General features: G+C 56.3%; 23 protein-coding genes and 5 pseudogenes. 4 read left to right on the forward strand and 24 right to left on the reverse strand.

Annotation, left to right across the window (positions count from 1 at the left end):
- Window positions 1-78: 78 nt before the first annotated feature.
- The 3 genes from ACXADQ_RS00910 to ACXADQ_RS00920 are packed head-to-tail and all read right to left on the reverse strand — an operon-like array spanning window position 79 to window position 2,430.
- Window positions 79-735 carry a TniQ family protein gene (locus ACXADQ_RS00910; protein WP_475314025.1) on the reverse strand — a complete coding sequence of 219 codons (657 nt, stop codon included), beginning with the start codon at window positions 733-735 and terminating at the stop codon, window positions 79-81.
- A complete protein-coding gene (locus tag ACXADQ_RS00915) occupies window positions 681-1,538 on the reverse strand; it encodes a TniB family NTP-binding protein (protein ID WP_071974414.1) in 858 nt (285 codons plus the stop codon). Before ACXADQ_RS00915 ends, ACXADQ_RS00910 begins: the two co-directional genes overlap by 55 nt.
- On the reverse strand, window positions 1,516-2,430 hold the full coding sequence (locus ACXADQ_RS00920) for a Mu transposase C-terminal domain-containing protein (RefSeq protein ID WP_475314031.1): 915 nt from the start codon (window positions 2,428-2,430) through the stop codon (window positions 1,516-1,518). The genes ACXADQ_RS00915 and ACXADQ_RS00920 overlap by 23 nt, the downstream gene beginning before the upstream one ends.
- A gap of 67 nt (window positions 2,431-2,497) precedes the next feature.
- Here ACXADQ_RS00920 and ACXADQ_RS00925 point away from each other — a divergent pair.
- A protein-coding gene (locus tag ACXADQ_RS00925) for an IS3 family transposase (RefSeq protein WP_475314035.1) occupies window positions 2,498-3,657 on the forward strand; the annotation gives its coding sequence in 2 pieces (ribosomal slippage) (window positions 2,498-2,747 and window positions 2,747-3,657; 1,161 coding nt in all).
- Window positions 3,658-3,684: 27 nt separating this feature from the next.
- Here ACXADQ_RS00925 and ACXADQ_RS00930 read toward each other — a convergent pair.
- Window positions 3,685-3,839: pseudogene (locus tag ACXADQ_RS00930) on the reverse strand (integrase core domain-containing protein); the annotation flags it as partial.
- A gap of 268 nt (window positions 3,840-4,107) precedes the next feature.
- The gene (locus ACXADQ_RS00935) at window positions 4,108-4,932 is read right to left on the reverse strand and encodes a universal stress protein (protein WP_234994835.1); all 825 of its coding nucleotides are present in this window, start codon (window positions 4,930-4,932) and stop codon (window positions 4,108-4,110) included.
- 292 nt (window positions 4,933-5,224) lie between these two features.
- On the opposite strand from ACXADQ_RS00935, the pseudogene ACXADQ_RS00940 reads away from it, so the two are divergent.
- Together ACXADQ_RS00940 and ACXADQ_RS00945 are read left to right on the forward strand one after the other, a co-directional pair.
- Window positions 5,225-5,329: pseudogene (locus tag ACXADQ_RS00940) on the forward strand (transposase); the annotation flags it as partial.
- Between the two features lie 168 nt (window positions 5,330-5,497).
- Window positions 5,498-6,348, forward strand: a pseudogene (locus tag ACXADQ_RS00945) (IS3 family transposase); the annotation flags it as partial.
- Here ACXADQ_RS00945 and ACXADQ_RS00950 read toward each other — a convergent pair.
- The 18 genes and pseudogenes from ACXADQ_RS00950 to ACXADQ_RS01035 all read right to left on the reverse strand — a co-directional run bounded on the left by ACXADQ_RS00950 (window position 6,332) and on the right by ACXADQ_RS01035 (window position 23,347).
- On the reverse strand, window positions 6,332-6,916 hold the full coding sequence (locus ACXADQ_RS00950; protein ID WP_475314041.1) for an IS3 family transposase: 585 nt from the start codon (window positions 6,914-6,916) through the stop codon (window positions 6,332-6,334). The pseudogene ACXADQ_RS00945 and the gene ACXADQ_RS00950 sit on opposite strands and share 17 nt — an antisense overlap.
- 71 nt (window positions 6,917-6,987) lie before the next feature.
- Entirely contained in the window at window positions 6,988-7,194 is a 207-nt protein-coding gene (locus ACXADQ_RS00955; protein ID WP_475314046.1) for a transposase, read from the reverse strand.
- 163 nt (window positions 7,195-7,357) lie between these two features.
- Window positions 7,358-8,269 (reverse strand): EamA family transporter, encoded by a 912-nt coding sequence (locus ACXADQ_RS00960; RefSeq protein ID WP_475314049.1) that lies wholly within the window; start codon window positions 8,267-8,269, stop codon window positions 7,358-7,360.
- A 51-nt stretch (window positions 8,270-8,320) separates the two neighbouring features.
- The gene (locus ACXADQ_RS00965; protein ID WP_475314052.1) at window positions 8,321-8,761 is read right to left on the reverse strand and encodes a hypothetical protein; all 441 of its coding nucleotides are present in this window, start codon (window positions 8,759-8,761) and stop codon (window positions 8,321-8,323) included.
- Window positions 8,762-8,775: 14 nt separating this feature from the next.
- Window positions 8,776-9,768, reverse strand: coding sequence for an ABC transporter substrate-binding protein (locus ACXADQ_RS00970; protein ID WP_027246167.1), 993 nt, complete (start codon window positions 9,766-9,768; stop codon window positions 8,776-8,778).
- An 11-nt stretch (window positions 9,769-9,779) separates the two neighbouring features.
- Complete coding sequence (locus ACXADQ_RS00975) at window positions 9,780-10,952, reverse strand: Gfo/Idh/MocA family protein (protein WP_027246168.1); 1,173 nt, start codon at window positions 10,950-10,952, stop codon at window positions 9,780-9,782.
- A complete protein-coding gene (locus tag ACXADQ_RS00980; protein ID WP_027246169.1) occupies window positions 10,942-11,880 on the reverse strand; it encodes a PDR/VanB family oxidoreductase in 939 nt (312 codons plus the stop codon). The genes ACXADQ_RS00975 and ACXADQ_RS00980 overlap by 11 nt, the downstream gene beginning before the upstream one ends.
- Window positions 11,881-11,981: 101 nt before the next feature.
- A pseudogene (locus ACXADQ_RS00985) lies at window positions 11,982-13,166 on the reverse strand (alpha-hydroxy acid oxidase).
- Between the two features lie 118 nt (window positions 13,167-13,284).
- Window positions 13,285-14,565, reverse strand: a complete 1,281-nt coding sequence (locus ACXADQ_RS00990; RefSeq protein ID WP_008335543.1) for a Rieske 2Fe-2S domain-containing protein — start codon at window positions 14,563-14,565, stop codon at window positions 13,285-13,287.
- Window positions 14,566-15,047: 482 nt separating this feature from the next.
- Entirely contained in the window at window positions 15,048-16,892 is a 1,845-nt protein-coding gene (locus tag ACXADQ_RS00995) for a TRAP transporter permease (protein WP_008335545.1), read from the reverse strand.
- A gap of 210 nt (window positions 16,893-17,102) precedes the next feature.
- Window positions 17,103-18,092, reverse strand: a complete 990-nt coding sequence (locus ACXADQ_RS01000) for a TAXI family TRAP transporter solute-binding subunit (RefSeq protein ID WP_008335546.1) — start codon at window positions 18,090-18,092, stop codon at window positions 17,103-17,105.
- 327 nt (window positions 18,093-18,419) lie between these two features.
- Window positions 18,420-18,947 (reverse strand): MarR family winged helix-turn-helix transcriptional regulator, encoded by a 528-nt coding sequence (locus ACXADQ_RS01005; RefSeq protein ID WP_232237206.1) that lies wholly within the window; start codon window positions 18,945-18,947, stop codon window positions 18,420-18,422.
- Window positions 18,948-19,257: 310 nt separating this feature from the next.
- On the reverse strand, window positions 19,258-19,836 hold the full coding sequence (locus ACXADQ_RS01010) for an NAD(P)-dependent oxidoreductase (protein ID WP_475314056.1): 579 nt from the start codon (window positions 19,834-19,836) through the stop codon (window positions 19,258-19,260).
- Window positions 19,821-20,486, reverse strand: coding sequence for a hypothetical protein (locus ACXADQ_RS01015; protein WP_475314061.1), 666 nt, complete (start codon window positions 20,484-20,486; stop codon window positions 19,821-19,823). The genes ACXADQ_RS01010 and ACXADQ_RS01015 overlap by 16 nt, the downstream gene beginning before the upstream one ends.
- An 89-nt stretch (window positions 20,487-20,575) precedes the next feature.
- Complete coding sequence (locus ACXADQ_RS01020) at window positions 20,576-21,079, reverse strand: thiamine pyrophosphate-binding protein (protein WP_475314066.1); 504 nt, start codon at window positions 21,077-21,079, stop codon at window positions 20,576-20,578.
- A 238-nt stretch (window positions 21,080-21,317) separates the two neighbouring features.
- A complete protein-coding gene (gene nadC / locus ACXADQ_RS01025; RefSeq protein ID WP_475314071.1) occupies window positions 21,318-22,169 on the reverse strand; it encodes a carboxylating nicotinate-nucleotide diphosphorylase in 852 nt (283 codons plus the stop codon).
- Window positions 22,170-22,295: 126 nt separating this feature from the next.
- Window positions 22,296-22,892, reverse strand: coding sequence for an aldehyde dehydrogenase family protein (locus ACXADQ_RS01030; RefSeq protein WP_475314260.1), 597 nt, complete (start codon window positions 22,890-22,892; stop codon window positions 22,296-22,298).
- Window positions 22,889-23,347, reverse strand: coding sequence for an aldehyde dehydrogenase family protein (locus tag ACXADQ_RS01035; protein WP_475314075.1), 459 nt, complete (start codon window positions 23,345-23,347; stop codon window positions 22,889-22,891). The genes ACXADQ_RS01030 and ACXADQ_RS01035 overlap by 4 nt, the downstream gene beginning before the upstream one ends.
- A 340-nt stretch (window positions 23,348-23,687) precedes the next feature.
- On the opposite strand from ACXADQ_RS01035, the gene ACXADQ_RS01040 reads away from it, so the two are divergent.
- Entirely contained in the window at window positions 23,688-23,831 is a 144-nt protein-coding gene (locus tag ACXADQ_RS01040; RefSeq protein WP_475314079.1) for a hypothetical protein, read from the forward strand.
- Between the two features lie 17 nt (window positions 23,832-23,848).
- On the opposite strand, the pseudogene ACXADQ_RS01045 reads toward ACXADQ_RS01040, so the two are convergent.
- A pseudogene (locus ACXADQ_RS01045) lies at window positions 23,849-24,085 on the reverse strand (integrase core domain-containing protein); the annotation flags it as partial.
- Window positions 24,086-24,100: the final 15 nt, after the last annotated feature.

The following is a 24,100-nucleotide window of genomic DNA, read 5'->3' on the forward strand; positions in this document are numbered from 1 at the left end:
CCGCTGCGCTATGTGAGGGCTACGCAGCGCCGGGCCTGCTCACCACCAAGGGGGTCAATATTGGATGCCGATAGGGGGTCAAACTTCAATGCCGATTGACACTATTGACCGCTCCAGTTGACACCGCGACGTGAGTGGCACGCTGTATACCAACTCAAGTACTTGTAAGAGGCACAGCGTATGGCTGATCCGCTGCATGTGCCTCAGATCGGCGGCGGCAACCGCCGTCTTCAGCAATGCCGCGCCCCGAGCGGCGCGGACACGTAGCCTGTTTGATAGACCATCGGCCGGATGCCTCGCCACAAGAGGTCGACCACAGTTTTCGCAAGTCAGCGACCAGGCGAAGCGCCAGTGGCGCAGGACCAGTCCCGAGGTTTGTTTCGAGCAGTTTGCGCAACTTTGGAAGTCATCGCTAGATACGCATTGAGCGGGATGATGCGTCGTGTCCGGGAGGGTCATGGCCGCGATCTCATCCCGGGTCTGCTGAACCGCCGGACATAACCGAGCCCAGTTCACATGCCCAAGGTCACCCGCATGCTCCGGCACCCTGCCCTGCCCCAAACCGAGATAGCCGCAAAGCTCTTCGACGGAACAATGATTGGCCCGGGCCAACCGCCCGATCCAGCTCGAGAGAAGCTCGTCGGATACCGGTGGCGGTCGACGCGGCAATGGGTTCACGGTCACCCGAACTCCGCGATGGGTTGGCGCGGAATGCTCCAAGCATGCTTCGCCCATACCGGCTGCCAGGCCTGAACGGCCTCATCGGTGATCCGCTCCTCACCCGTCTCGATCGCATCGATGGCCAAGGACTTGATCATGATGAACACGCGCGAGGTCACACCGCCCGTCACTTTCAGGATTGTCCGAAGCGACGCAACCGTGAGGCCCGACCGCTGCTCAAGTGCCATCGCGGCAATCAGCGTTTGGATGAGCCGAGAGAACTCCACGTCGTCCTCCCAGAGCGGCAGGTAGTGTTCGTCCAGGCGACGGGCCAGTTGGTCGTCACCGCGGACGGCCTCGAGCGCTTCGTTGACACCGAAAACGACAAGCGAGGCACAGAGATCGTTGGCCAAGAACCGCAGCATGTTCAGGAACCGGCGTTGCTCCCGGTAACTACCGGCAAGCAGATTGTGCACCTCGTCGATCATCAGCATCTTCAGGTCCATATCCCGAAGATGACTGAGCGCGCGGACCTCAAGTTCGGACACGGTATGCCGCCCCCACATCGGCGCCCCGATCGTCGAAAGGATGTGCTGGTAGAAGCGTCGCTCGTCCGGCGCTGGCGGCGCCTGAACCAGCAGGATGGGGGTCTTCGTGATGCCCAGTTCTGCGTTGTACTGCGTCGGATACTTGCTGGCCATGCGCTTGGCGATCATCGTCTTGCCAATACCGGAACTGCCATAGACCATCAGGCCAGGCATCCGGCTCTGCTGCGGCATTTCCATCAGGGACGTCAATCGGTTGAGAACAATCGTGGCACGGTCGAATGCGATCCAATGATCGCTGCGGATGCGGTCAATTCTTTCTTCTGGGGTCATCAAACTCTTCAATCGGATAAGTGGGGAGGTCTGGGTTACCAGTGTCGATGGCGAACATTTCTCGGGACGGATCGCGGCGCGGCTGGTGCTTGGGAAGCCGCGTCTCGCGTTCGCTCTCCAGACGGGCGGTCCTTGTCTTCTGACGCGCCGCCTCGGCCAGTCGTCTCTGCGCGTCGATCACCTGGAACAAGGCCTTCTCGTTGATCCGACCGCCATGCCTGTCTTGCCATTCCTTCCGCGCCCGACGACTTTCCCAAAGCGATATCCGAGGGTGGCTCAGATCCCGATACCGAGCCGGGATCATGCGGCCATCATTGACGAGAACCCAGACCTGCGACAGGTCCCGCGGGTCGTACTTCACCTGCACCTTGCCGCTGCCCCGTCCGACCAACGACGCGAAGGCATCACTCCAGTAGTGCACCCCAAAGAGAGTGATCCCAGTGCGCCCGAGCTGGCGCAACTCAAAAGGCAGGAAGCTTGTCCGGAAGGCTTCGACATCGACAACCTGCCGCCCCGCAGTGTCTCCGCCCAAGTCAGCCCAAGCGGCCAGCGGCGTTCGCCCGAGGGCTTCGTGGCGGGTATTGTGGTAGCGGCAAATCTCCAGATGAAGCCAGTCCTCGAACTCGGCCAGGGTCAGAGCCGCATGTTTCTCGCTGTCATAATCGCCCTTCTCGGCAGCGGAGGATTGCGTGGTCCCGGGCAAAACATGAACAGCCCCCATGGCCGTTCCGATCAAACGTTCGATATGACCTCCGAAGTGCGTTGCACCAGGCGGGCGGTACTCGACGGCAATGCCCCAATCTTCGCAGGCCGATGAGAAGGCGTCGCTGTGGAACTCCTGCGCGTTATCGACATGGATCGCCTTCGGGATGCCGGATGTCGGCCAGACCAATTGACCTGCCCCCCGCGAAATCCCTCATCATGATGTAGAGTTTGCCCAACCTTGAAGGAGCAGACGAATGCGAAAGAGCCGTTTTACCGAGGCGCAAATTATCGGGATGATCAAGGAGCAAGAGGCGGGCATGCCGACGGCCGAAGTGTGCCGTCGTCACGGGCTGAGCCCGTCCACGTTTTACAAGCTGAAAGCCAAATACGGCGGCATGGAGGTGTCGGAAGCCGCCCGGCTGAAGGCGCTGGAAGACGAGAACACCAAGCTCAAGCGCCTGCTGGCCGATACGATGCTCGACAACGTGGTCCTGAAAGATCTTTTGGGAAAGAACTGACGACGCTGACCAAGCGGCGAGAGGCAGCGCTCAGAGCGATGCGGGATCACGACATCTCGCAGCGCCGGGCCTGCCGGCTTGTCGGTGTCGATCCAAAGACGGTCCGGCGCGAACGCCCGCCGGATTGCCCCGAGATCCGCAAAGAGATGCAGGAGATTGCAGGCAAGCGACGTCGGTTCGGCTATCGTCGGATCGGCGTCCTGCTCGAACGCAAGGGCATGATCATGAACCACAAGAAGCTGTATCGGCTCTACCGGGAGGAAGGTCTCTCGGTGAAGCGACGACGTGGCCGCAAACGGGCCCGCGGCACACGCACACCGATGCCGGAGGCGGCGCGCCCAAATGCGCGGTGGTCGCTGGACTTTCTGTCGGACAGCTTTGGTGCTTCACGCAAGTTCCGCATCCTGGCAGTGATCGACGATTGCTGCCGCGAAAACCTGTGCCTCATGGCCGACACCAGTATCTCGGGAGCCCGTGTCGCCCGCGAGCTGGATGCGCTGGTGCGGGTCTACGGAAAACCAGGTTGCATCGTCAGTGATAACGGCACGGAGTTCACAAGCCGGGCCATCCTGAAATGGGCCGACCAGAACGATGTGCCGTGGCATTACATCGACCCAGGGAAGCCACAGCAGAACGCCTTCATCGAGTCGTTCAACGGCAGCCTGCGCGACGAGCTATTGAACGAGGAGATCTTTGACACCCTGAACGATGCCCGGCGAAAGCTGGCGCTATGGCGATATGACTACAATGCCGTCAGGCCGCATTCGTCGCTCGGAAACCAGACGCCACTGCAAGCGCGCCGAGCGCTTGAGCAATTTGAGGGCTCCGCGCCCGGCGCACTTGCCCAAACCGAAACCCATGATTATCAAGATCAAACCCGCAGACTCTCGTTATGAACGAGGGACCGAAGGGGGGCAGGTCATGTCGAATAACTCCTCATTCAGAAGTTCGTCACGCAGGCTGCCGTTGAATGAATTGATGAACGCATTCTGTCGTGGCTTGCCGGGGTCAATGTAGTGCAGGGAATGGCATTGTGGTCGGCCCATCTCAGGATGGCCCGGCTGGTGAACTCCGTTCCGTAACACCTTCGGAACAGCGCTGATTGAAGGCTATGATTGCCTGCGGAGCCCACAGATTGCGCAGTAGGCGATCATAGCCGGGTTTCAGGTCCCTACAGTGGTTTTGCACAAACTACACCGCAAGGCAGACCGACCATGGCCGGTAACAGTATTGCACAGGCCGAGCCCGTTTTGGCGGTGATTGATATTGCCATGCCCCGCCACGAAGTTTTGACAACTATTCCCGGCAGGAAGCGACACCAATCCTCAAAATACCTCGCCAGGGTACTAGTGAGACATAAAAACCGGAACTTTACTGGTCCTCGTTACCTCATGCGTGACACCACCAAAAAGGTCTTGAGAGAACTTGCTATGTTCGTACGCCCCCATCACGATTAACTTTGCGCCCAGTTCTCTGGCCGTCTCTTGAATAACCTCGGCGATACCGCCCTTGCTTTTTGGACGGGTAACATGCTCTGCGTCGACATTATGACGCTTCAGATGCGTCAAGATATCCGCCCCCTCCGGCATTTTCGGAAAGCTAGACCCAACACTTAGTATTGTCACCCGACGCCGCTTTTCCTCGAGGATCGTCATTGCATCGTTGAGCGCCCGGGCCGCAGAACGCTTTCCGTCCCATGCGACAAGTGCATGCGATGCAAGCTGATCCGTAGAATATCCATTCGGAACCACAAGAACGGGTCGGCCGCTCTGCAATGACATCATATCCGGGCTGACGGCCCGAAACTCATCTGTTGGCAGGTTGGAATGATAGCCGGTAACGACAAAATCGAAATTTCGCGCCAGCTCTGGCAAGTTCATTTTGCCAATCTCATTCGGCATAATAAAGCGGGACCGCTCTGCAAGGCCTGCCTCGGCAGCCGCCTGTTGGAACAGATCACGTGCTGCTGCAATTTTCTCGTTTCTTGCACTGCCAAGCTTGTCGAGAAGATCTTCTGTCAAACCAAGAACATGCTCGAAATACGAGGATGCGTTCCCATAGACACAAGTCAGCCATGCATCGTGCTTTGCGGCGATTTTTGCCGCGTGCTTAACGCTGCTTGGGAAGCCTGCGCTACCGGAATGTGCAATAAGGATGTTCTTGATGCTCATTTTATCCTCACAATTCGAACTTCATAGGCAAACTAGCAATCACAATCTTAGAAGTCTATGATTTTATGAGGAACAGTACACGCCCTGCATCCCGACAAAGAAAAGACTGGGCAAGCAAGCTGCCCAGTCCCCTGGTGATACAAGCCCTACATTCCGCTTCATGAGGAGTGCAGGATGCTTGATCACCCTTTCTTGTTCGCTTCAATCTCGTCGAGGAACGGAATGTCTGACCTGAGACCCGTTTCCTCCTCCGTTTTGAGGTAGAATCCGTCCCAACGAAGGAGACGGAAGAATGAAGCGATCACGGTTCAACGAAGAACAGATCATCGCGATCCTGAAGAAGCAGGAGAGCGACATTTCGAAGACGGTTGTGTGCCGAGAGCGTGGGATCAGTTCATGATCAGCCCCACGTGCGTGGTCCGGTTTGATTGTTAGTGCATGACCGGTCTCGGGTCCATCAGAGCGATGGTTTCCGGGGCGGGTGGGCGATATCAAGGCACTATGTGTGAGGTGCCCCTAGATTTGTAGACGCTTTGCCCCCTAACTTTGAGGCAAGGAGGCCGAAATGGGGACAAGCAATTACAGCGACGAGTTCAAGCGGGATGCGGTGCATCAGATCACGGTGCGGGGGTATCCGGTCCGGGAGGTTTCCCGGCGCTTGGGCGTCAGCACGCATTCTCTGTACAAGTGGATGAAGCTGTTCGGCGATCCCGCCCCAAAGAAGCCGGGTGTGGATCATGAGGCGGAGAACCGGCGACTGAAGCGTGAGTTGGCCAGGGTGACCGAGGAGCGCGACATCCTAAAAAAGGCAACGGTGTACTTCGCGCGAGGGTCCCAATGAAGTACGCCTTTATCCGGGCGCATCGCGAGGAGTTTGGCATCCGAGCCATGTGCAGGGTGCTTCGGGTCCATTTCAGCGGCTTCTACGCATGGCTTAAGGAACCGTTAAGCCACCGTGCACAGGAGGATGCGCGTCAGACCGAGTTGATCTGGCAGGCCTGGGCCGACAGCGGCAAGGTCTACGGCTATCGCAAGTTGACGGACGATCTGCGCGATCAGGGCGAGCAAATATCCGAGAACCGAGTGGCGCGCTTGGCGTCTCTGGCCGGGATCGCCGCACAGGTTGGCTACAAACGCCGTCCCGGGCGCTACGGCGGCAAGCCAGCCATCGTGTCTGAGAACAGGCTGGAGCAGAGGTTCCAAGCCTCTGCGCCCGATCAGGTCTGGGTGACCGACATCACCTACATCAAGACCCACGAGGGCTGGCTGTATCTGTGTGTCGTCATCGACCTGTTTTCGCGCCGCGTGGTCGGCTGGTCGGCGCAATCGTGCATGACCACCGACCTCGCCTTGCAAGCCTTGCTGATGGCCGTGTGGCGGCGAAAGCCCGACGGAAAGGTCATGGTGCATTCTGACAGTCATACGATTGGTGCCAGTTCTCGGGTGGTCCGAACTTATGGATCGCTTCGGTCAACGCCTCGACGCAGAAGTCAGCCTCCAGCGTGTTCGAGATACGCCAGGCCAGCACCTTGCGCGTGTGCCAATCCATGATGGCGACGAGATACAGGAACCCTCGCCGCATCGGCAGATAGGTGATGTCCGCCGCCCAGACCTGGTTAGGCCGGTCCACCCGCAACCCGCGCAGCAGGTAGGGGTAGGTCTTGCGCCCTTTCGCCGCCTTGCTCGTGTTGGGTTTCTGGTAAATCGGCATGAGACCCATCAGCCGCATGAGACGACGAATGCGCTTCTCGTTCACCAGATGACCCTCATTGCGCAGATGCCAGGTCATCTGCCGCACACCGAAGAACGGTGTCTCAAGGAATTGTTCATCAATTTGGCGCATGAGCGCGAGATTTAGCGCCGTCTCGCCCTTGGGGGTGTAGTAGAACGACGACCGCGAGATCGACAGCAGCCTGCACTGCTTGCCGATCGACAGATCGGGATTGGCGGGTTCAACCATCTTCCGCCTCACTTGCCGGTCCACGGCTTGAGCTTTCTGGACAAAAAATCGTTGGCCACGGCCAGCTCCCCGATCTTCGCATGCAGCTCCTTCATTTACTCCTCGTCGACCTCAGGGGCCTTCTTGCCACCGCGCTCGAACACGCCCGACGCGCCTTCCAGCAAAGCCTTCTTCCATGTGTGGATCATCGTCGGGTGAACCCCGAACCGGCTCGCCAGTTCGGCTACCGTCTGCTCACCCTTCAGCGCCTCAAGCGCCACCTTCGCCTTGAAATCCGGCGAATGCTGCTTCCGTTTCGACATCTCTGATCTCCTTCTCGTCGAAGATCAGCAGAAAACAAATCGTAGCCTACGTCAGTGCCCTAATTTCGGGGGGTAGCTCAGACGTAGACGAACTTACCGTCTTCTTTGCGGCGATGGATAAGCTGATCAGCAACCTTTCACATAGCTGACCGTCCCTCGGCGTTCACTCAAGCGTCGGAGCAATCGCAAGGATGATGACCCCCGTCGCAGCCAGAGCAGCCGCAATGTAGAACCTGGGGCCAGGCCGTCTTTCGGTTTTGAAGATATGCCCAGCAAGCCAGGCTGCAAAGAACATCTCGATAGATGACATGATGGCAACGACGGTCACACTGGTGAACATCAACGAGAAAAACAGTGCGACTTGTCCGATTGTCATCGCACCACCAGCCAGCAATTGCCACCCGCTTGGCTTATGCAACCTCCATGAAAGCCCTACCCGGCCACGCAATCGAAAAAGCCCCCACCCAACGAACCATACCAATCCCGTCAACGCACCAATGAACACCCCGGCCAGCGGATCAGGCAAGGTCTGCATCGCGAGTTTGCGCGCTACGAAGGAACCACCATAACCCGCAGCAGAGCCAAGCGCCAAAACCCGACCCTTGGTCCTGTCCTGTGGCGAAGGTTCCGTAGAGACCAGGGTCGATACCGCCTTGGCGGACTTGCGAGTCATCATGATCAACACGCCACCTGTCACCAGAATAAACGCAATCACAATAGAAGTCGTAATCACCTCTCCAAGCAGGAGAAATGCGAAAATCGCTGCAAAAACAGGAATCAGACGCCGGATGAAGCCTGTCTCGATCGCGCCAGCCAGCTCCACCGACCGAAACAACGTCAGGCGGCCAACCACATTCCCCAGAACACCCGCCAGCACAAAATAGGCCACCCCGATCAGTACGGGCTGGCTAACAGAAAGCAGCTCTGGCCCCCAAACCAGCCAAAGGGCACCGGAAACGATACCTGTCATCAACACTGACAGCAGAACATCATTCCCGCGCCCTTGGGCGGATTGAGAGCTTTTGGCAATTGCGACCGAGCTAAGCGCATAACAAAACGCACCAAACGCGGCCATCAGACCACCAAAGCCAGCAGTCATTGGTCTAATCGGGCAACAAGAGCGGCGCTATTCATCCGCGACAAGCTGATCCAGGAAGCGTTCTGCAGACATAATTTCACGCATGGGCAGCTTTTCCTGCTGCTGCATTAGCTCTGTCGTGTATGTCAGCCCCTTGCCATCCCAGAACCACCAGTAAATGATCTCGCCCTTCTTATCCCGAATGGGCATTCTGAAAATTGGGAACTCCCCTTCAGCACGGGGAATTTCAACCGTACCCACCCGGGCGTGTTTGAGCCCGAGCTTTTTCAGAACACCACTCAAAGGCACCATCGCGATGGGCGAGGCCTCGCGTGCCAGAACGGTTACAGCTTCGGGCCGTTTCTGGAATGGGCCTTTCAAGAACTTCACGACCGGGGGATAGCTGGGATGGGTATGCGTAAGCTGCACATAAGCCAAACCAGCAGTTGTTTCGATCTCAACAATGTCGCCAGGTTGATAATCTTCCATTCTCGGCATTCCTCTTACAGGCTATAGGCTTCCAGGGTCGACGGATGGAACAGCTCTTCGATCTCCACACGGCGCGGCGACAAGCCCTGGCTTACGTGGTAATCTAAAAACTTGTTGAGCACATGCGCATTTCCACTGACGCCATAGCTCCAAGGGTCATCCCCCATCAGCGCGTGGACACGGTTGAGATTGTCCTCCACGAAGGGCATCGTCACCTTGGTGGCAGATGTGTCCGAAAGGGCCTCTTCGGCCAACCGTTTTGACTGCGTAAATGCCTTGAGCAATGCCGCGGGCAAGAACGGGTATTCTTCTGCCAGGCTCCGGCGTACGCCCAGTACGTGCATGATCGGGAAGATTTTGGTTTTCTCGAAGTAATATTCCGCCGCTGTAATGCTGTCTGCGAACAGTCGCCCAACATGCGGATGACGTTCAGCAAAGCAACGCGGCCAGCGCGGCCCGATAAAGCCATCAATTTCACCCGCTTCAAGCATGCTGTTCAGCGTGCTACCTTCTGGGGCTTCCTCCATACGAATGTCATCGGGCAACTGAACCTTGATTTTTTCAGGCCGGCCGGGTGTGTCCATGCCGCCGCGCACCCAGATGATATCCGAGGGCTTAACGCCATATTCCTCTTCCAGGATACCACGCACCCAAACGTTAGCTGAAAGCTGATATTCGGCGATACCGATACGTTTGCCCTTCAGGTCTTCTGGTTTGTTAATCCCTTTGTCCGTGCGGATATAGACAGAGGTGTGACGGAACGCACGGCTCAGGAAGACCGGGATTGCCACATAATGCGGATTCCCTCGGGCAACCGAAATCGAATAGGACGACAGCGAGATCTCGCTGATATCGAAAGCCTCGTGGCGGAACGCGCGAAAGAACATTTCTTCCGGCGACAACAGCATCGGAACCGGGTCTACTCCGTCGATCTGAACACGCCCATCCACGATTGCCCGTGTGCGGTCATAGTTACCCATTGCAAGGGAAAGTTTGAGATTGCTCATCCTGTCGGCTCCTAGTGATTTGTTTTACATTGCCGCTGAAGATCGACCGCTTGTCCGGTCTCTGCGGATTGCAAGATCGCGTGGCAAACCTCCAGGCTTGCCAGCCCCCATTCCCCTGTTTGGTCGGGGGCCTTGTTATGACGCACGGCATCCACCAGCGCATCCAGAACGGTTCTGCGTGGTGCCGGTCCGAATTTGGCTTCGATAAAGCCGCGTTCGGTGTCACCGAACACTTCTATCCCATCCGGGGTCAGTCGCAGATCGGCACGGTCACAAAGCGCGATCACCGGACCGAAATGTTCGTTATGTTCGGCCTCAATCGTCGTGCCGCTGCCGAATGTTCGTGTAGTTTTCAGCCGGACCTCGTCATCAGGGTTGAGATCCAGCAAAGCACGCCTTGCTCCACCGTAAGCCCCTTCTGATTTACGCTGTCCAAGCTCTCCGACATTGTTCATCCAGATATCACTGTCGAAATGCGCATAGCCCGAGTACGTCATGTTCGCGACACACCCCCCGGCAAAATTCATCAGTGCAGTGAATGCGCCCTCGGTCGGGCGCTTGGGATCCCATGCGCCCGTCATGGCATAAATTTTTTCGGCCATGCCGCCGGCAAGCCTGCGAACCACATCAATCTGGTGGATCGCCTGACTGAACAGCACGCCCCCACCCTCTTCGGTTCGCAGCTCTTCCGGGCGACGCGGACGATAGAGGAAGTCCGTATAGTTAAAGGCCTGGATCATGCGCAACTGACCGAACTTTCCGCTGGAAATAAGTTGCGTGGCCAATTCAACCGGCGGGTCGAAACTGTGACTCGGCCCAACTATCAAATGCACCCCAGCCTCCTTGGCTGCGGACACCATTACTTCGGCATCCTCCATCGAAACGGCCAACGGCTTTTCGACAAGGATATGTTTGCCCGCGCGCGCCGCAGCTAACACATGATCCACATGCATCTGGTGCGGCGTCGCAATGTAAATGGCCTCAACGTCAGGGTCTGCGCACAATTCCTCGACGGTGGCATACCCTGTGCCACCGTACTCTTTTTCGAATGCGTCGCGGCTTTCCTCCCTTGGGGCGGCGGCAGCCGTCAGCTTCACACGGGTGTCGGCATCAAACGAAGGCACCATGAGCATGAAAGCACGCCCAAGCCCCGCCACGCCAAGACGAACGGGATCAGAGGTCAAGAACCAGCCTCCCGGATTTGGCGCGCGAAACGCAAATCATGATCTGGCTGCCTTTTTCTTCTTCCATCAGCACCATATCACGATGATCTGCCTCGCCTTCCAGTAGGCGGGTTTTACAAGTACCGCACGTGCCACTTTCGCAAGAACTGCTTGTTGCGAAGCCAGCATCACGCAGTGCTTCGAGGATAGAACGATCCTCAGGAACAGTAACCGTTTGGCCGCTTTTCTTCAGCTCGACTTCGAAAGCAACGTCATCCTGACGAACCACATCAACAGGCTTGAAATCCTCGAAGTGGACACGGCCTTCGGGCCAGTGACCCGAGAAAGCTTTGATTTCTTCCATCAGCGGTTTGGGTCCGCAGCAGAAGACATGGGTCGCGCGCGGCGTCACCAGATCGTCCCAGAAATCATAGACAGCGTTCGGATCGCCGTCATCGTGGTGCACGATGATCCGGCCTTCGAAATCTTTCATCAGCTCATCAAGATAGGCCGATTCTTCCGCGCTCCGGCTTACGTAAATGATCCGAAGCATCTTACCTTTCTTATCCAGATAACGCGCCATCGAATAGATTGGCGTGATACCGATACCGCCGGCAATCAAGAGGTATTTCTGCACATCCGTCAGCGGGAAATCGTTTTCCGGGTGCTCGATATTCAACTCTGTCCCGACAACAGCTTGCTCATGCATGGAGGCAGACCCCCCGCGCGACTGCGGCTCTCGCTTGATGGCGACCACATATTCTTTTGGGTCGCTCCCATCATTTACCAGAGAGTATCGGCGCATAGCACCCGATGGTGTCTCGATCGTGATATGTGCACCTGGGTTGAACTCTGGCAGGGACTCGCCGCCAACCGGAGCCAAAGTGAATTCTGCAATAGTAGGTGTCAGATCGCGCCGTTTTTCGACGCGCATTTTGATCTGCTCCATGGGGTCCTCCCGTCCGTTCGCTTCCGAAATATAATTAGATAGCTAAGTTCAAGATGTCAACTGGACGCACCGCCCAGCCACGCGCTAATTGTGTCTAGAAATCACATATTTGGCCCTAAACGGTCTTCTCGTCCGCCAATATCCTTGGCCGACATGACAACCCCTGCTTCAGACAGGTCCGAAACGCCATGACATCCCGTAAAAATCATGGTCCTGCGCATCTCGTCTTCGAGAATCGAAAGCGCGCTGGAAACCCCCGCACGCCCCCGCGCCGCCAGGCCGTAAAGAGGTGCCCTGCCCAGCAGCACAGCGTCCGCCCCCAACGCAAGCGCCTTGACGATATCACTGCCGCGCCGAACACCACCATCAAGCAAAACTGTCATATGTTGGTCCAAGACGGACACAATCTCTGAAAGAATTTCAATCGTCGCCGGAGCTCCATCAAGCTGCCTGCCACCGTGGTTGGAAACAACCACCCCATCAGCGCCTTCGCGTTGTGCGGCCATTGCATCCTCAGCACACATGATCCCCTTAATCACAAGTGGCTCCTGCCACAGCTTCCGAAGACGCCTTACATCGTCCCAGGAAAAATTCGGGTTTCGTTGCGCCCGCGTAAATTCGGCAAGCGCCTTGTCGCTGACATCATCCCCCTAAAAGGCCGCCAGATTTTGCAGTCGCGGCCTATGTTGGCTCAGCCATACGGATTTGAACCATCTCGGATGCAACAATCCGTCCAATACGACAGAGGGGCTCATGCGGATTTCATGCGCGAAACCATGCCGCAAATCCCTCTCTCTTTTGCCACCCACCAACGAGTTGACAGTGATTACAAGAACACTGTAGCCCGCAGCCGACGCCCGTTCGATCAATGCATTGGAAAATGCTTCTTTGCCCCATGGGTACAGCTGAAACCAAAGTGGCCAATTATTTTTCTACGCGATTTCTTCCATAGTCGTGTTTGACGCTGTCGAAACCGTAAATGCGACCCCGGCCTGCTTTGCTGCGGCTGCAAGGTGCAAGTCCCCTTCTGGCCAATAAAGCCCGTTCAGGCCGGTTGGTCCGATTTGGAAAGGCGCCGCATACTTCTGACCGAACAGCGTGACAGAGAGATCGACATCCCCACCCTTGAGAATACGTGGCTTGAGTTGGATATCATCAAATGCGCTACGGTTCCTGTGCAGCGTGATTTCGCTCTCGGCACCACCATCCAGAAAATCAAATACCACACGGGGCAAACTCCGCCTGGCTCGGGTGCGAAAATCTTCGATGTTTACTTCTTGCCGCATCCGGCCTCCTGCCTCCTGCCAATTTCAACATGGCCACCAACCATGCTCAGGGCCAGAATCAAAATCCGCCCAAGGTCTATGCGGCCCCGGGCGGATCTGTTTGCAAACGTCGGACCGGTTATTCAGCTGCGGCTGTTTTGCCCGAAGTATTCAGCAAGGTGCGCCAATCCACATCTTTCGGATAAACGCCTTCATGAGAGTTGATCATGCTTTGCGGGATTTCATAATCGGTGCCGATTGCTTTGCCACCCTCTGCCACTTTCTTGGCGGCATCCGCCATCAAGCGACGGAACTCGACGATAGCCAGGTCCGAAGCACCAAGCACATCGGTATGGCGCTGAACGCGCGCGCCCATCGACACCCACATGGCGATATCTTGGTTCGGAATACCTTTGATCCCAGTGAAGTTACCTTCTTTCATGGCATCACGGTCTTGCAAGAAGTCGTTCTCGACAGTCCGCAGGCAGCGCCACTTGTCGTCAACATCCACTCCTGGAACAGCATGGGTAAACTTGCGCCATTCTTCGGTCGACGGCACATTCGGGCCATCCCAAGCGATGAAGTGGAACGCGGTCTCTTCATCATTGATCGGCACGATAACGGCCGCCACACGATAGTTGTTGTTCGGTGGGATCAACGAATAGTAGGGCGCAACAAATTCGGTCACACGGATATAGTTATGGGTCGCCGCGTTTTTGATCGGCGTACGGATTGCAGCATAGTGGAACCCGTAGCTGGTTGTCTCTGTCTGCATACGCGGAGACTTGTCCGTCGAGGGACGGTACCAGGATTTTTCATCGGCAGCAGCACCTTCCACGCGGGCCGGAACCATGTCCGACGAGTGCAGCGAGGACGAGTGGGCACTGTCGATCTGACCTTCGTGGATCTGCGCCCAGTTTGCGGGAATGCGGATTTTAAGGATAGCGATCGCCGAATCCTCGCGCGGGGCAAACGCCGGCGGCTGGAATTCAGGCATATCTTCTTTGTCACCCAGCCAGGCCCAAACGAAACCACCCCATTCTTTCACAGGATAAGAGCGATGCTTCACCTTATCCATAAGGGGGCTACCTTCGGGTTCGGAAGACATGGCAACGACATTGCCATCAACATCCATTTTCCACCCGTGATACAGACACCGCAGCCCGCATTCTTCGTTCCGGCCATAGACCAGCGATGCCTTGCGGTGCGGGCAAAGTTCATCAAGCAGGCCAAGACGCCCTTTGGTGTCGCGGAACGCTACATAGCTTTCCCCGAGCACCTCAACACGAAGCGGCTTGCCGTCGGGCTCTTCCACTTCTTCAATCAGGCATACAGGGGTCCAGTGCTGACGCATAAGACGTGCCATCGGTGCATCACCGGTCACGCGCGTCAGCAGTTCATTTTCTTCAGGTGTAAGCATTGAATCTCCTCCACAGGTCGCCGCATCAGAATTTGCGAAATTTTATTGGGAAACGCCATTATTCTTAGCTCTCTAAGTTTAGTCTGTCAATGGTCAGAGCGATATTCCCTTCACCTCACAAGTAAGAAAAACCCACGTAAATAAAACTACTTATGGGTTTGCGAGCAATTGGTATTATTCCGCGCATGATCGGGCCTTGTGTTCATACAGATCTGCTCTGCCGGTTCCTCTCTGGTTGTTCTATGGCCTCGGGATTCGTACACCCCGCTTGCGCAGCTCCCTGCATCGATCAGAATCACCGAAGTGTATTTTGATCAATAACCTCTTGGGCAAAAAAGCCCGCAGACAGTCATCCGAACAGACCGCGATTGGAACCAAAGACGCGGCCTGAAACTTTTCCGTCTCTCAGTCAAAACGGCAAGTAGCCGCCAAACCTGGCGGCCACTTTGGATTCGCATTCAGCACATTACACGTGGCTGACGTTACCCGCTTGCGGGGACTTCTTCCTTCAACAAGGCCTGTCGTCCAACCAGAGCGATGATAAGCAAGGTACACACAATTGAGACCGCGAAGTACGGGCTAACCGCGCCAATTGCAAAAATCGTCAGGAGACCTCGCTCCAACGAGCTGAGCTGGGTTTTGATAAAGCCTTCCATTGACGCCGAGACTGCAAGAGCACCAGCAACGGCACCAATAACAGCAAGCGTATTTGCCAACGGACCAAGCTCAAGAACGATGCCGGGGTTCCAGACAAAAGCGAACGGCAGAAGGAAGCCAACAATTGCAAGCCGCACAGCCGAGAATGCGATCTTGAATGGATCGTCATCAGCAATCGCAGACGCTGCGATTGCAGCCACAGCGATTGGCGGCGTCAAAGCAGACAGGATTGCATAGTAGAGCAGGAACATCTGGCTCGGCAGCAGAGGGAAACCCAGCTTGGAAAGAGCGGGGCCGACAAGCACAGCCGCCAGAATATACGCACTCGGAGTCGGCATACCCAAGCCCAGCACAATGGTCACCACAGCAGCAATCACTAGCGTCAACAGCGGCTGCGCATTACTGACCGTCAGGATCACGTTAGCCGATTTCATCCCCAATCCTGTCATAGACAGGCCACCAATAACCAGACCAGCAGCAGCACATGCCCCAGCGACAGGCAAAATTTGCAGGGTGGTTGTGCCAAGGCCTTCCACCATTGCCCACAACGACATCCGCGTTTGCTTGAGGATCATCGACGCAAGGATTGTCACCAGAACACCGACACCTGCGGTGAAGGTCGGCGAATAGCCAAGTATCAGCGCCACAATGATCCCGATAATGGGCAGCAAGAAAACCCAGCCGGTTCTGAACGTTTCCTTCGTCGTCGGGATTTCATCCTGAGAAGGCCGCAGATCGTATTTCACTGCGCGGAAGTGCACCTGGGTAAACACGCCCATATAGTACAGCAACGCAGGAATAAGCGCGGCAAGCACGATCGCATTGTACGAGATACCCGAATACTCTGCCATGATGAAGGCAGCCGAACCCATAATCGGCGGCATGGCACTGCCCCCCGTGGACGCCGCAACTTCAACCGCACCCGCAAACCGGGCCTTATAGCCCAAGCGCTTCATCACCGGGATCGTGATGGACCCCGTGGCCACAACATCCGAGGTTGGGCTACCAGACATGGTTCCATACAGACCCGACGAAATGATGGCGATCTTTGCAGGGCCGCCTCGTGCGCCCCCGGTGACCAGAGCCGCCAGGTTGAAAAAGAAGTCCCCTCCCCCAGCCTTGGCAAGGAAAGTCCCGAACATCACGAACAGGAAGACGTAACTTGCCACAACCTGAAGCGGGACACCGAACAACCCATCTGTGGTGAAGATCAGAATATCGAGCAGATAGCTGAACTCGCTGACGCGATGCCCGAACGGCGGCGGCAGAAGATAGCCAAAAAGGTTGTAAATCAGGAACAGCATCACAACGCCTGTCAGCCCCAAGCCAGTTGTCCGGCGCGTGGCTTCGATGGTCAGGAACAGCAGTGACGACCCAAAGAACAACTGATCCGTCGTGAACTGGTCCAGCAGGCTGATACGGTCCGAAATCTCGCCAGAGCTTACATAGAAGTAAATCCCGCAGGCCAAGCTGAGCGCAGACAACATCCAGTCATAAAATGGAATGCTATCTGGCGCTTTCGCGGTTGCACCAATCGCCAAGAAGAGAATTGTGAAAATCCCGGATACGAACAGGATCCCCTGAATGAGCGGGTCTGCGATAATGAACAGATTAGAGTGAATCACCCATGCCGCGAACGCCGCGGCCAGAACCATGACGACGGTCCGCATGGGTGGCTCTAGCTTCCGACGGCGTCCAGTTTCGGTAAGAGAAGGGAAATTCATGCTGGCACCATTTCCATGTTTGTGAGGTTAGGTCAGCTTTGAGTGCGCAAAATCATCCTACTGCCCGTGATCAGCACGGCCAGAGCACGACAGAGGCACTCTTGCAAACGAATCCGGTGCGCTTTGGTCAGCGCACCGGCATTGTTTTCCGAAGGCTTACTTGAGAAGCCCCAGCTCCATGTAGGCGCGCTTCGCGCCCGGGTGGAACGGCAGCGTTCTCTGCGAAACCAGCAACTCAGTTGAGAGCTGTTTCATTGCGTTATGAACGCCGCGGATTTCATCAATGTTCGAGGCAATGCTCTTGGCCAGCATGTAACCGGTTTCTTCGGGCAAGGCATCAGAGGTGATTACCATCGCGCCAAGTGCCAGCGTGATAACATCGGAAGTCTGGTTCTTATAGTTTCCGGCGGGAATGACGTAGGTCCCGGTGCCAAAACGCTCATTGGTCTTTTCGATGATATCCTGAGGCACGCTCAGCAGAACAACGTCGTTGCCTTCATCAACCTTGCGGAACGACGAGTGCCCAACGAAGATACCGTTGATCACCATATCCGTACGGCCATCGCTGATCAGGTCTGCCTGCTGGGACGAACCGCCACGCACCAGAACGCCGCCATTCGCTTCAATCGTTCCTTCGTCATAGCCTGCTTCTTCCAGCATGAAAGTGGCAATATTGGCCACGATGTTACCTGCGTTGTTGTTCGCCACACGGATTGCAGCGCCCGACTTCGCCAAGTCGTCGATGCTGTCGATGTTATACTCTTCGGCAAGAGACTTCTTGATGAAGAAATGCATCGGGGCCCAGTTGTACATGTACCCGATTGCCTGAAGGTTCTCGATGGGCGCCTTGAACGGCTCATCACCCGCTAGCGCCAGCTTGATTTCTGCATCATGGGCCAGACCCAGATCGGTCCGGTTTGCACCCAGCAGACCGATATTTGCGAAACCGCCACCAGTGGCCTGGTAGGTCACGACACCGCTTGCATCGTCAACCTTCACAGCCCGGTCGATCCCTGCGCCCAGCAGCGACCAAAGACCTGACGGACTCCCCCCGGACAACGTGACGTTGACGCTGTCCGCCATGACGCCGGTCCCGATAACGGAGATGCTCAGCGCCGCAACGGCAGCCTTGATTTGCTTTTTCATGGTTTCCTCCCTGTCATATTATCATAGATTTCTAAATTTAGATATCTATCTTATAGATCATTATTAAAAACCGAACTTTGCGTCAACCATGATCGAAACCGAGACACCGTCCAAAAATTTAGGTTAAGAACTGCGAATGGCTTGAACGCTCTCGCAGAGCATCCAAACCCCTACTCACATAAGGTTGCAGCACGCCCAAGGCCTAGCACAAGACTATTCCGAACTCTCTCAGAGCTTCCCCAAAACCATACATCTCAGCGGAAGTAGCCCAACGGAATCACCCGAGCCTAAAAGGCCCGGCTATCGCAGATGAAGCTAAAGAGACCTTCAGGATCCAAGGTTACTTCTGGTCGGTGGGACGCGGACACCGCTCAAAGCAGCTTTTTCCTCATCATCTTCAAGGTTTCGAATCATTACAGCAAGGGCCTTGCGCAATGTTTTCTCTTCGGCACCACTCAGGCCTCTGATGGCGGCGTTATTCACTTCGTGTGCCAAAGGCTCCAGGAGCTCCCGCAACTCCCAACCTTTTTCCGTGAGGAAAGCATGCTGACGACGACGGTTCCCAGCCACATTGCGGCGTTCAATATATCCAAGCTCTTCCATTCGGCTGAGTGCAGTATGCGCAGTAGGCTCTGTCAGATGTGCTCTTTCGCTTAACTCTCGTTGCGACAAACCATCTTCCTGCCAAAGGATTCGAAGGAATATCCACTGCCCGAAAGTCACATTTTGCGTCTGTAACCGCAACTGCAACGCACGGTTAAACCCTCTTGCCGCAAGACGTACCAAGCGAGCAATGCGCTCGTTATATTGGGTCAAACCGTCGTCTTTCAACGCGGAATCAGATTTTTCGTTCATGTATGCTCAGACCACAAACATCTATTGCCCAAAATCAGTTCTGGGCTTCTACAGGTCCGAGACTATCCCTGTCATCTTACGAAGATGCAAGCCTCAACAATGTCACTACTTTTACAGCTAGTGACATGCGGTGCGCGCAAACCGACGTAAATCTTGCAGCAAACCCTGCTTACAACTTTTCGATTTTTTCTCTCCATATTTTTCGATTTGGGGGTTTCTGCGCGCTTGATGCGTGTTGCGTTTTCGACGAAGATGTCGGGCAAGACGGTGTAGAGCTCAATGGTGTGTCCCGGGATATGCGGGGGGAGGATCACCCGGTCGAAGCCGCGCAGCGGGTGGTCGGCGGTTCGGTTTCCGTCACGCCTAGCCTAGCACCGGCTAGGTGTCCTGCTGTCATCACCCGCACCAGCGCATCCTCATCAATGAAACCCCGCGCGAGGTGTTGATTAACACCGCATCCGGCTTCATCATGCGCAGTTCGGCCTCGCAGATCACTCCTCGTGTCTGCGCGTTCAACGGGACATGCAGGCTCACCAACATCACACATGGCCAGAAGCTCAGCGCGTTTCACCAGCCCCACGCCCGTAGGTGCGGTGTCCGGTATCAGGAAGGGATCGTGCACCAGTATCTGTGCCGGATCTGTGCCGGATCGAACGCCAACTGTCGCTCGATCACCCGGTTCTATCCGCCCCGAGTTGATCAATCCGATCGCCCGGCCTCGCACCATCCGCGCGAATATCTGTTGCGGTCGGCCCGCATTCTCGCGCAGCAGGCGCTCGGATTCATGCAGACGGTGCAGCAGCACCAGCATCAGCATCCCTATCGCTTCGGGCATCCCCAAAAAGTTCTCGGGCGTTACACCATTCGTCACGATCAGACCGCGCGGCACAGGCCTCCCAGATCTCCCGCACCCACCCCGATCGTTGGAAGTACTAGCGCCCGCAGCCGTGGCGAGGCGTCCAGATCCGCGTCGCTCAGCCCCGACCGCGAACTGACCACGATGATAGCAACGTCCGACAGCAGCGCCTGCCGCTGTTCCTCCGTCAGCCGCAGCGGAACACCTAGGGTGATCTGGGGGCCGCGAACGACCTCCCAACCTTCGGTCCGCAGACGATCCGAACCCTCGAAGTCCAGTGGGTGACGGAAGTGCCACGCCTCGCCCGCCCAGCCCAACGGCAAACACACAAAGCTGGCACAGACACCTTCCAGACCTTCGCCAAGCGCCCCGGCCTGCGTCATGATATCAAGCTCAACCTCTGCATCGGGGGCGTTCAGCGCAGGTTTGATCGGTAAATCACCGGGCATCTCGCCCGCCCCTACACCCAAAGCATCTGCAATCGCATGCATCGCAACATCCGGACCGCAGGCCAGCCGCAGATTCAGCGCAGGTAGCGCCTGATGCTCCATCCCCCAGCCATTGTGCAGCTGATAATCCAGCGACGCCTGGATCACCTGCACCTTCACATCGCCCGCCAGTTTCAGCGTGCCCGCGACATCCAGCCAGTCCAGGCTCAGGATCACATCCGCCTCGCGCAGCACCGCGCCCGCCGCATCGTCAATGAAGAAGGCCGGTTTGCCGCGATGCTGCGGGTGATCCGTCGGGAAGGACGCCCCGTTCCGGATATCCGTCAGAACCTTCGCCCCAGCGCCTTGGCGTTCTTCGGCAGATCTGCCGCCCGCGCCACTCCTTCGGCCGAGGGTGCCGCCGGAGGCGACGGCTGGTAACGCGCAAAATCTGGCAACTCCGGTGCCTTCTCGTGCTGCTTTTCCTGGATCGACACGTCGAAGTTCACATAGGTCGGGCCTTTCGGTTCGCTCCACGCGATTACATCCGCACGCAACATCGATTCCAGCGCCGCATCAACCGGCCCCGTCGCCCCATAAATCAGAACCGGCACACAGTCGCACCACACGTTGAAGATCGCCATCGTACCATGCATCAGACCCACGTTGCTGTGCAGGATCACCGCCAATGGCTCCCCCGCAACCTTCGCATAGCCATGCGCAATCGCAACCGCATGCTCTTCGTGCAGACACAACAGCATCTGCGGATCTTCATTGCCAAGGTGGTTCACAAGGCTGTCGTGCAAACCCCGAAAGCTCGACCCCGGGTTCAGTGCAACATACTTCACTCACCCCCAAACCTCGCAATATATCCGCAAATACATCGCTACCCCACACCCCCAAACTATCCGACGATACTGGGCGCTCAACCTGATACAGCCTGTGGTCTGTCATGTGTCTTGACCTTTCCTTATGAAGTGTTGATGCAACAGCGCCCCATTTTGAAAGGCGTACGCAATAGGTATCCATTGCCCGCCGAAAGGGCGGGCATTTTGCATTTCAGACGGTCTGGAGCGGCTCAGAGGATCAGAAATCCAAACCGAAATCGACGGTTCCCGCCGAATGGGTCAAAGCACCGGAGGAAATATGATCCACATTTGCCGATGCGATTTCGCGCAAACGGCCAAGGGTCACATTCCCGCTGGCTTCTGTCTTCGCCCGCCCGTCAATGCGCTTTACAGCTTCGGCCATGTCTTCGGTCGACATATTGTCGAACATGATGACATCTGCGCCCCCGGTCTGAAGCACCTCGTCCAACTGATGCAAACCGTCGATCTCGATCTCTACCACGACCATGTGACCCACATTTCGTTGAACGGCTTCCAGCACCTGTTTGATGCCACCAGCCGCTGCGATATGGTTGTCCTTGATCAGGATCGCATCGGACAGGGAAAACCGATGATTGTGGCCGCCGCCATGCAAAATGGCGAGCTTTTCGACAAGTTTCAGCCCCGGTGTGGTTTTGCGTGTACAGGTGATACGTGTCTTGGTACCCGCAAGCTCCTGAACATAGGACGCTGTCAAGGTTGCCGTCCCAGACAACCGTCCGGCAAAGTTCAGGGCAACACGCTCTGCGGCAAGGATCGACGCCGCCGATCCCTCTATACGCATCAACGTATCGCCCGCTTTGCAGGCCGTACCATCCGCGACGACAGTCTCGACCACAAGATTGGGATCAATCAGCCGAAACGCGAGAGAGGCCACCTGCATCCCAGAAACAACCGCGTCCTGCCGTGCACGCATTTGCGCCTTGTAGCGCGTGCCTTCAGGCAGAACGGAACGGGTTGTCACGTCGCCTGCGGCACCCAGGTCCTCCATAATAGCGTTCCGAACCATGGGTTCGAGGATGATATCGGGGACGTTCGCAACATTGCTCATTATTTTTTAGATCCTTATCGGTTTGCAAAAGGGGCAGGAAGGGATGGTCTCATCCCGTCCAAAGCAATCAATACAGAAAAAGCTTTTGGATCCCACACCCCGTTCGCACATTACCTACGCACCGGGTCACTGACCCGACAGATTGATATGCACATTCTTTTCATAGGTGAAGGAAATCAGTTCGCCAATACCTACTTCGCGCCCGATACCCGATTGCTTGACCCCACCGAACGGGGCACCAAGGAAATGCCGACCGACTTCGTTAACCCAAACAAACCCGGCCTCGACGCGTGCAGCCGTACGATGAGCCATCACCAGATCCCGAGTCCAAATTGCACAGGGCAGCCCAAGCTCAAGTGCATTGACCTCGTTCAGCATGGAATCTTCGTCCGACCATTTGCGAACCGCAAGAACTGGCCCGTGAATCTCTTCACGGGCGATACGCATCTGCGGCGTTACATCCGCAAAAATCGTCGGCGCGATAAAGCTGCCTTTCGCCAGCGGACTATCCGTGACCGCATAACCGCCAGTAACGGCGCGCGCACCCTCACTTTTGGCAGAGTCAATGAAACCCATGACCCGGTCGAACTGCGCACGGCTGACAATCGTGCCTATCGTGGTTTCAGGATCCGTCGGAACGCCCGGCTTATATCTTTCAACAAACTCGGCCAGATAGGAAATGACTTCGTCGTGGATATCCTCGTACAGGAATGCGCGACTTATCGAGCCACAACACTAAGCGGCTGGCGCAGGGTCATATTCACCCGATCCGGCCCCATAGGGATCGTGTCGCCCTTCATTTCAGTCACAAGACCGGCGAAAAACTCCATCTGGGCCGCCGCGATGGCCGCGTCGCCGCGCATCTCGGTATATGGGTTGCCGCAATTGGCCGCGTCCATCATCGAAAGCTCATCTCCGCGCTTGTGCAAGAGAGCCGCGATTTCCTGCAGAATACTGGCACGCTCAAGAGGAGCAACATCACGCCATTCCTTCAAACACGCAGGCGCTACGTCCACCTCGGCCCGGGTCGCCGCAGCCACTAATCCGATCAGCTGACCTGTGCCCGGGTTAAAAGTCTCCTCGTAATTTCCTGCGCTTGGCGGAACCCATGCGCCCCCACAATACAGCTGCTCCTTACCAGAGAGAGCATGGTTTGCATCCATATTCACCATGCGCATATGATGTTTCCTCCCGCGATTGCCCTTGATTACTTAGATTTCTAATATAGTCAACCAATGAACCCCATCGCCTGCCAAGTGAAATCGTTGCGCGTATGAGAGGTTTTCGCCGGGCGGCGCGCAGGTTAGCTGCCCTGCCAGGCTCCCCCCACCGGGTGCCGCTGATCGCTAGCGCATCGGCTGGGGTGACTAATGCCTTCCCAGCTACCAACATTCAAGTGAAATATTGGACCCTCCACTAGCAAGCAAATTACCGCCATACGCTCACTATCTGCTATTTTAGATCACTAATTATTCGCGTAAATACTCTCTTGGATTGAATTATTTTCTGGGCATTCAATTGATTAAGAAAAAGACAGCCTGGCCCTTTCAGGAAGGGTTTATCATCAACGGAACGGCGGAAACCCATGTGTTTACCGACTACCGCTGGGATGATGGAAGTGTGAGCCGCCGCCAGTTTGTGGATCTGATCAGCCCCACCTAAGTGGTCCAGTTTGATTGTTAGTGCATGACAGGCCTTTGGTCCATCGGGACGACGGTTTCCGGCGCTGGTGGGCGGTAGTCCAGAGCACTATGCGGTCGTTTGGTGTTGTAGTGTTTCCTCCATTGTTCGATCAGGATTTGTGCCTCACGCAGGCTGTAGAAGACCTCACCGTTTAGAAGCTCGTCACGGAACCGGGCGTTGAAACTTTCGCAATATCCGTTTTCCCATGGGCTGCCTGGCTGGATGTAGGCGGTTGTCGCGTTGCCCTT

Source organism: Thalassovita sp. ABM4_323 (assembly GCF_056158665.1).

Coding starts and splice junctions, on each gene's coding strand:
- ACXADQ_RS00910 (WP_475314025.1), bottom strand. CDS start 735: ATGGGCGAAGCATGCTTGGAGCATTCCGCGCCAACCCATCGCGGAGTT.
- ACXADQ_RS00915 (WP_071974414.1), bottom strand. CDS start 1,538: ATGACCCCAGAAGAAAGAATTGACCGCATCCGCAGCGATCATTGGATC.
- ACXADQ_RS00935 (WP_234994835.1), bottom strand. CDS start 4,932: ATGAGCATCAAGAACATCCTTATTGCACATTCCGGTAGCGCAGGCTTC.
- ACXADQ_RS00955 (WP_475314046.1), bottom strand. CDS start 7,194: ATGTCGAAACGGAAGCAGCATTCGCCGGATTTCAAGGCGAAGGTGGCG.
- ACXADQ_RS00960 (WP_475314049.1), bottom strand. CDS start 8,269: ATGGCCGCGTTTGGTGCGTTTTGTTATGCGCTTAGCTCGGTCGCAATT.
- ACXADQ_RS00965 (WP_475314052.1), bottom strand. CDS start 8,761: ATGGAAGATTATCAACCTGGCGACATTGTTGAGATCGAAACAACTGCT.
- ACXADQ_RS00970 (WP_027246167.1), bottom strand. CDS start 9,768: ATGAGCAATCTCAAACTTTCCCTTGCAATGGGTAACTATGACCGCACA.
- ACXADQ_RS00980 (WP_027246169.1), bottom strand. CDS start 11,880: ATGGAGCAGATCAAAATGCGCGTCGAAAAACGGCGCGATCTGACACCT.
- ACXADQ_RS00990 (WP_008335543.1), bottom strand. CDS start 14,565: ATGCTTACACCTGAAGAAAATGAACTGCTGACGCGCGTGACCGGTGAT.
- ACXADQ_RS00995 (WP_008335545.1), bottom strand. CDS start 16,892: ATGCGGACCGTCGTCATGGTTCTGGCCGCGGCGTTCGCGGCATGGGTG.
- ACXADQ_RS01000 (WP_008335546.1), bottom strand. CDS start 18,092: ATGAAAAAGCAAATCAAGGCTGCCGTTGCGGCGCTGAGCATCTCCGTT.
- ACXADQ_RS01005 (WP_232237206.1), bottom strand. CDS start 18,947: ATGAACGAAAAATCTGATTCCGCGTTGAAAGACGACGGTTTGACCCAA.
- nadC (WP_475314071.1), bottom strand. CDS start 22,169: ATGAGCAATGTTGCGAACGTCCCCGATATCATCCTCGAACCCATGGTT.
- ACXADQ_RS01035 (WP_475314075.1), bottom strand. CDS start 23,347: ATGCGCATGGTGAATATGGATGCAAACCATGCTCTCTCTGGTAAGGAG.